Origin of the sequence: Acidovorax sp. A1169 (assembly GCF_030704685.1) — a bacterium.
Taxonomy (GTDB): Bacteria; Pseudomonadota; Gammaproteobacteria; order Burkholderiales; family Burkholderiaceae_C; genus Acidovorax.
This window is the reverse complement of record NZ_JAUZDX010000050.1, coordinates 1-5,324: the sequence shown is the minus strand read 5'-3', so window position 1 is coordinate 5,324 and position 5,324 is coordinate 1. Positions and strand designations below refer to the sequence as shown.

6 protein-coding genes are annotated in these 5,324 nt (G+C 65.7%); 5 read left to right on the top strand and 1 reads right to left on the bottom strand.

Annotation, left to right across the window (positions count from 1 at the left end):
- On the top strand, positions 1 to 662 hold a 662-nt coding region (locus tag QYL93_RS31675), incomplete at its 5' end, for a LysR substrate-binding domain-containing protein (RefSeq protein WP_305747403.1).
- 252 nt (positions 663 to 914) lie between these two features.
- A complete protein-coding gene (locus QYL93_RS31670; RefSeq protein WP_305747402.1) occupies positions 915 to 1,043 on the top strand; it encodes a hypothetical protein in 129 nt (42 codons plus the stop codon).
- A 36-nt stretch (positions 1,044 to 1,079) separates the two neighbouring features.
- Here the strand turns inward: QYL93_RS31670 and QYL93_RS31665 are convergent, their stop codons facing one another.
- On the bottom strand, positions 1,080 to 1,547 hold the full coding sequence (locus QYL93_RS31665) for an Lrp/AsnC family transcriptional regulator (RefSeq protein WP_305747401.1): 468 nt from the start codon (positions 1,545 to 1,547) through the stop codon (positions 1,080 to 1,082).
- A gap of 101 nt (positions 1,548 to 1,648) precedes the next feature.
- Here QYL93_RS31665 and mdeB point away from each other — a divergent pair, with 101 nt between their 5' ends.
- The 3 genes from mdeB (at position 1,649) to QYL93_RS31650 (ending at position 5,200) form a co-directional block, all read left to right on the top strand.
- Positions 1,649 to 4,321, top strand: a complete 2,673-nt coding sequence (gene mdeB, locus QYL93_RS31660) for an alpha-ketoglutarate dehydrogenase (protein WP_305747400.1) — start codon at positions 1,649 to 1,651, stop codon at positions 4,319 to 4,321.
- An 89-nt stretch (positions 4,322 to 4,410) separates the two neighbouring features.
- On the top strand, positions 4,411 to 4,857 hold the full coding sequence (locus QYL93_RS31655; protein ID WP_305747399.1) for a GNAT family N-acetyltransferase: 447 nt from the start codon (positions 4,411 to 4,413) through the stop codon (positions 4,855 to 4,857).
- A 109-nt stretch (positions 4,858 to 4,966) separates the two neighbouring features.
- Positions 4,967 to 5,200 (top strand): hypothetical protein, encoded by a 234-nt coding sequence (locus QYL93_RS31650; protein WP_305747398.1) that lies wholly within the window; start codon positions 4,967 to 4,969, stop codon positions 5,198 to 5,200.
- Positions 5,201 to 5,324 lie beyond the last annotated feature (124 nt).

Sequence of the window (5,324 nt, the reverse complement as noted above, 5' to 3'; positions counted from 1 at the left end):
AGTTGTTCAACCCACCGCGTGCGTTCGATCCGTTGCGGGACAAGGCGCATTTCCGCATTGTGAGTTCGGACTACGCAGCGGTCGCGCTGATGGGCTCCATCGTCAGTTGGCTGCACGACCACGCACCCCATGTGCATATTTCTCTGCTCCCTGTTACGGGCAATCCCGAGAACCTGCTTGCCAGTGGCGAGGCCGAAATCATGTTCGGTCCACAAGAGTTCTGTCCTGGGTGGTGTGCGAGTACCCCTTTTATCGAGGACTCCTGGATGTGCGTGCGGCGAAAAGGCGAACCGCTGCCGACCTCTTTGAAGGAGTACCTGCAAATGGCACATGTGGCAGTTCACATCGAACGCGCCTTTGGGAATCAGGTGGATGAAGCGTTGCGCAAGCGGGGACGGGCAACGCGCCGGGTACAAGTCACGGTGCCCGATTTTGCGGCAGCTGTTTTTATCACCGCCAACAGCCCACTGCTGGCCACGTTGCCCAGCCCGGTGGCGCGCGCTGCCTCGAACCTGCTGTCAATGGAGTTGGGTGAAGTACCACTGCGCGTGCGCGGATCGTCCGTGTCCATGATCTGGCCGCGCCGTCTGGAACGCGATCCGCCTCATGTATGGCTGCGCCAAGCTGTCCTTGACAGTGCAGGCTTGTCTTTCCGGGGCTGAGCGCGTCGCTGTTGCATTGACCGGGTGACGCAACTTGTCTGGGTCAGGGCCAGCAATGGGTTTCAGCGCTTTCATTCTCTGTGCCAACGGTAACGCTGAAAACACGCGTAAGACGCTCGATGTTCCGACGTGCTCAAAGATCGACCTCTGGCGGCCCACAGCGCATGATCTCGATGCGGGCAATGGCCTCTTCGCCCAGCATATCCCGCCGCATGATCATGAGTGTTGCCAACTCCTCATCACTCATTCGAGATGCGCCGGATTGACCTGACCTGTATCGACGGTCTGGTCGTGTTGGGCAACCTGCGCTGCGACAGCAGTCACTTGCGCGAGGAGCTGCTGTATGGCAGCGGCGCCGAAGAACCCATCGAACTGACATGAGCTGCGCCAGCCTCCCTGCCGCCGGCCCGTGGACTCCTATGCCTTCGGCAGCGGCAGCGCCGTCTTGTAGCGCACCTGCTTGAGTGCAAAGCTCGAGCGGATCTTTTCCACGCCCGGTATGGGGGCCAGCCGCTCCAGGATGAAGCGCTCCAGCGCCCCGATGTCGGGCACGGCCACGCGGATCAGGTAGTCGCTGTCGCCGCTCATGAGGTAGCACTCCATCACCTCGTCGTGCTCGGCGATGCGCTGCTCGAAATCGCCCAGTGCTTCCTTGCTCTGCGTCTTCAGGCTGATGCTGATGAACACGTTGAGCCCCAGGCCCAGGGCGGCCGCGCTGGCCAGGGCCACGTAGCGGCTGATGACGCCGCTGGCCTCCAGCGCCTTCACGCGCGCCAGGCAGGGCGAGGGCGACAGGTGCACGCGCCGCGCCAGCTCCACGTTGGACAGGGAGCCGTCGGCCTGCAGCTCGGCCAGAATGCGCAAATCCAGGGTATCCAGCTTCATGTGCTGCAGTGTAGGTGGTTTGCCGCACGAAGTGCTGTAGCCGGGGCTTTTACGGGCCAGAACGGCATCCCATTCGGGGCCGCAATGGCTACAGTTGCGGCATGAACGCCCCCACCGCCCCCCACCACCTGCTCATGCCTGCATCGGCCACCGCGTTGGCTGATACGGATCCCCAAGAAACCGCCGAATGGCGCGATGCCTTCCTGGCCCTGGTCGCGACCGAGGGGCCCGAGCGCGCGCGCTTCATGCTGCAGGAGATGGTGCGCTTGGCGCGGGCCCGGCGCGTGGGCTGGCAGCCCGACCTGAACACGCCGTATGTGAACACTGTGGCCGTGCAGGACCAGCCGGTGTTCCCCGGCGACCTGGCCATCGAGGAGCGCGTGGCCTCCATCGTGCGCTGGAACGCGCTGGCCATGGTGGTGCGCGCCAACCAGGCCTACGGGGAGCTGGGCGGCCACATCGCCAGCTACGCCAGCGCGGCGGATCTGTTCGAGAGCGGGTTCAACCACTTCTTCCGTGCCCGTGAAGGGCTGGGCGAAGGCCAACACCGTGGGGACCTGGTGTTCTTCCAGCCGCACAGCGCGCCCGGCGTGTATGCACGCGCCTTCATGGAAGGGCGCCTGTCCGAGCAAGACCTGATGCACTACCGCCAGGAGCTCACGGCGCCTGCCGCAGGGGCGCAGGGCCTGTCGAGCTACCCGCACCCCTGGCTGATGCCGGACTTCTGGCAGTTCCCCACCGGGTCCATGGGCATCGGCCCCATCAGCAGCATCTACCACGCGCGCTTCATGCGCTACCTCACGCACCGCAATTTGCTCGACTGCTCGGCGCGCAAGGTCTGGGGCGTGTTCGGCGATGGCGAGATGGACGAGCCCGAGAGCATGAGCGCGCTGACCCTGGCCGCGCGCGAGGGGCTCGATAACCTGGTGTGGGTGGTCAACTGCAACCTGCAGCGCCTGGACGGCCCGGTGCGCGGCAACGGCCGCATCATCGACGAGCTGGAGCGCCTGTTTGCCGGCGCGGGCTGGAATGTGGTCAAGCTGGTCTGGGGCAGCGACTGGGACGGCCTGTTCGCCCGCGACCTCACCGGCGCGCTGGCCCGCGCGCTGGAGGGCACGGTGGACGGCCAGATGCAGACCTTTGCCGCCAAGGACGGGCGCTTCAACCGCGACAACTTCTTCGGCCAGAACCCCGAGCTGGCCGCCCTGGCCCAGGGCATGACGGACGAGCAGATCGACCGCTTGAAGCGCGGCGGGCACGACCTGGTGAAGATCCACGCTGCGTATGCCGCCGCCGCGCGCCACCAGGGCCAGCCCACGGTGATCCTGGCGCACACCAAGAAAGGCTACGGCATGGGCACGGCCGGCCAGGGCAAGATGACCACGCACAGCCAGAAGAAGCTGGACGAGACCGACCTCATCGAGTTTCGCAACCGCTTCAACCTGCCGCTCACCGACGCGCAGGCCACGAGCCTGGCCTTCTTCAAGCCCGCCGAGGACAGCCCCGAGATGCGTTACCTGCGCAGCCACCGGCAGAACCTGGGCGGCTACCTGCCACGCCGCGAGACGGTGTGCGAAGCGTTGCCCGTGCCCGCCATCGCCAGCTACGCGCAGTTCGCGCTGCAGGCCGATGGCAAAGAGATGAGCACGACCATGGCTTTCGTGCGCATGCTGGGCAGTTTGCTCAAGGACGCCACGCTGGGCCCGCGCATCGTGCCCATCGTGGCCGACGAGGCGCGCACCTTCGGCATGGCCAATCTGTTCAAGCAGGTCGGCATCTACAGCAGCGTGGGCCAGCGCTATGCGCCCGAGGACATCGGCTCGGTGCTGAGCTACCGCGAGGCGCTCGATGGCCAGATTCTGGAAGAAGGCATCAGCGAGGCCGGCGCCATCGCCAGCTGGACGGCTGCGGCCACCAGCTACAGCGTGCACGGCCTGGCCACGCTGCCGTTCTACATCTACTACTCGATGTTCGGCTTTCAGCGCGTGGGCGATGCCATCTGGGCCGCTGCCGACCAGCGGGCGCGCGGCTTTTTGCTGGGCGCTACCTCGGGTCGCACCACGCTGGGCGGCGAGGGCCTGCAGCACCAGGACGGCAGCAGCCACCTGGTGGCGGCCACCATTCCCAACTGCAAGGCCTACGACCCGGCCTATGCGGGCGAGATGGCCGTGATCGTCGACGCCGGCATGCGCGAGATGGTGACCGAGCAGCGCGACGTCTTCTACTACGTCACACTGATGAACGAGAACTACGCCCAGCCCGACCTGCCCGCCGGTGCGGCCGAGGGCGTGCTGCGCGGCTGCTATGTGTTCCAGTGCTTCGGTGCCGAAGGCCCTGCGGCCAACGCACGCCACGTGACGCTGATGGGCTCCGGCGCCATCCTCACCGAGGTGGTCAAGGCCGCGCAGCAACTGGCCGCCGAAGGCATCACCGCCACAGTGGTCAGCGTGACCAGCTGGAGCGAACTGGCGCGCGATGGCGTGGCGTGCGAGCAGCGCGCCATCGCGGGCGAAACAGATGAGCCGGGTACCCCCTGGCTTGCAGCACAGCTGGCCGCCACAAGCGGTCCGGTGATTGCTGCAACCGACTATGTGCGGGCCGTGCCCGAAACCGTGCGCGCTTTCGTGCCCGAAGGACGCAGGTACCTGACCCTGGGGACCGATGGGTTTGGGCGCAGTGATACGCGGGCGGCGCTGCGGGAGTTCTTCGGGGTGGATGCGGCCGCCGTGGTGCGGGCTGCGAAGTTTGCGTTGGGGCCCATGGCCGCCCGGTGAGCATGTAGGGCGTGGGATAACCGCAATCAGGGGCGGCAAGCGTGGTGCGCTACGCTTGCCGCCCTTGTGTTTTTTTGCGCTTGTTTCCCATGACCCAGCCCTTTGCCACGGTGGCCCTGACGGCCGAGAACATCGCCGACTGTGCGGACCTGTACCTGGGCGTGTTCAACGCACCGCCCTGGAACGATGGATGGGAGCATGCCGCTGTGGTGGAGCGGCTCGCGGCGTTCATGGCCTTTCCGGCTGCGCGCGCAATGGCGTTGCTGGTCGATGAGGTGCCGGTTGCGATGGTGCTGGGGTGGAAGGAGCGGTGGGTGAATGGGTGGACCTTTCACATCAAGGAGATGTGCGTGGCCGGGCGTCTGCAGCGGCAAGGTGCTGGGGCAATCTTGATACGCGCGTTGGAGGATGTGCTGCGGGACGAGGGGGTCGTGAGCGTGAACTTGCAGACCCTGGAGGAGGCGCCGGCGTTTGGGTTCTATGAGGGCTTGGGCTATCGCAAGGGGCGGGTGGTGATGTTGGGGAAGCTGCTGTAGTTGCCCATGCCATCGGCAAACGGCTGGTGTGGCGCAGTCGGGGAACCACCAGTGCCGGCTGGGTAAGAGCCTTCTTACAATGTGTTGCAGCCAACCGTTGGAGGGCACCATGGCAAACGTCACCTGGGACCACGATCCGCCTACTACCTGGGTAGCGACGGTGAGCGGGCAAGCCGTCTGCTCCGTCAAGCGCAAGGACATTGGCGGGTGGACAGCGGGCTGGACGGATGAGCGTTTGTGGCCGGCACCCTCCCATCTGCCCAAGGCCCTGCCGCAGCCCACGCGGTTTTTCAGCAGCCTGGAAGAGGCCAAGGTGGCGGTGGAGCAGGCGTTGTCGCCCTGAGTGTTGTTTCAGTTGTTTGGGTGCTTCTGCGTCGCTGCGGTGCTGACGCGCCGCGCCCTGCCTGCATCCAGCATTGCCGGCGTTGGGTAGTCGCCTGTGGCTGACTGTGTGCCTGGTTTGTGGA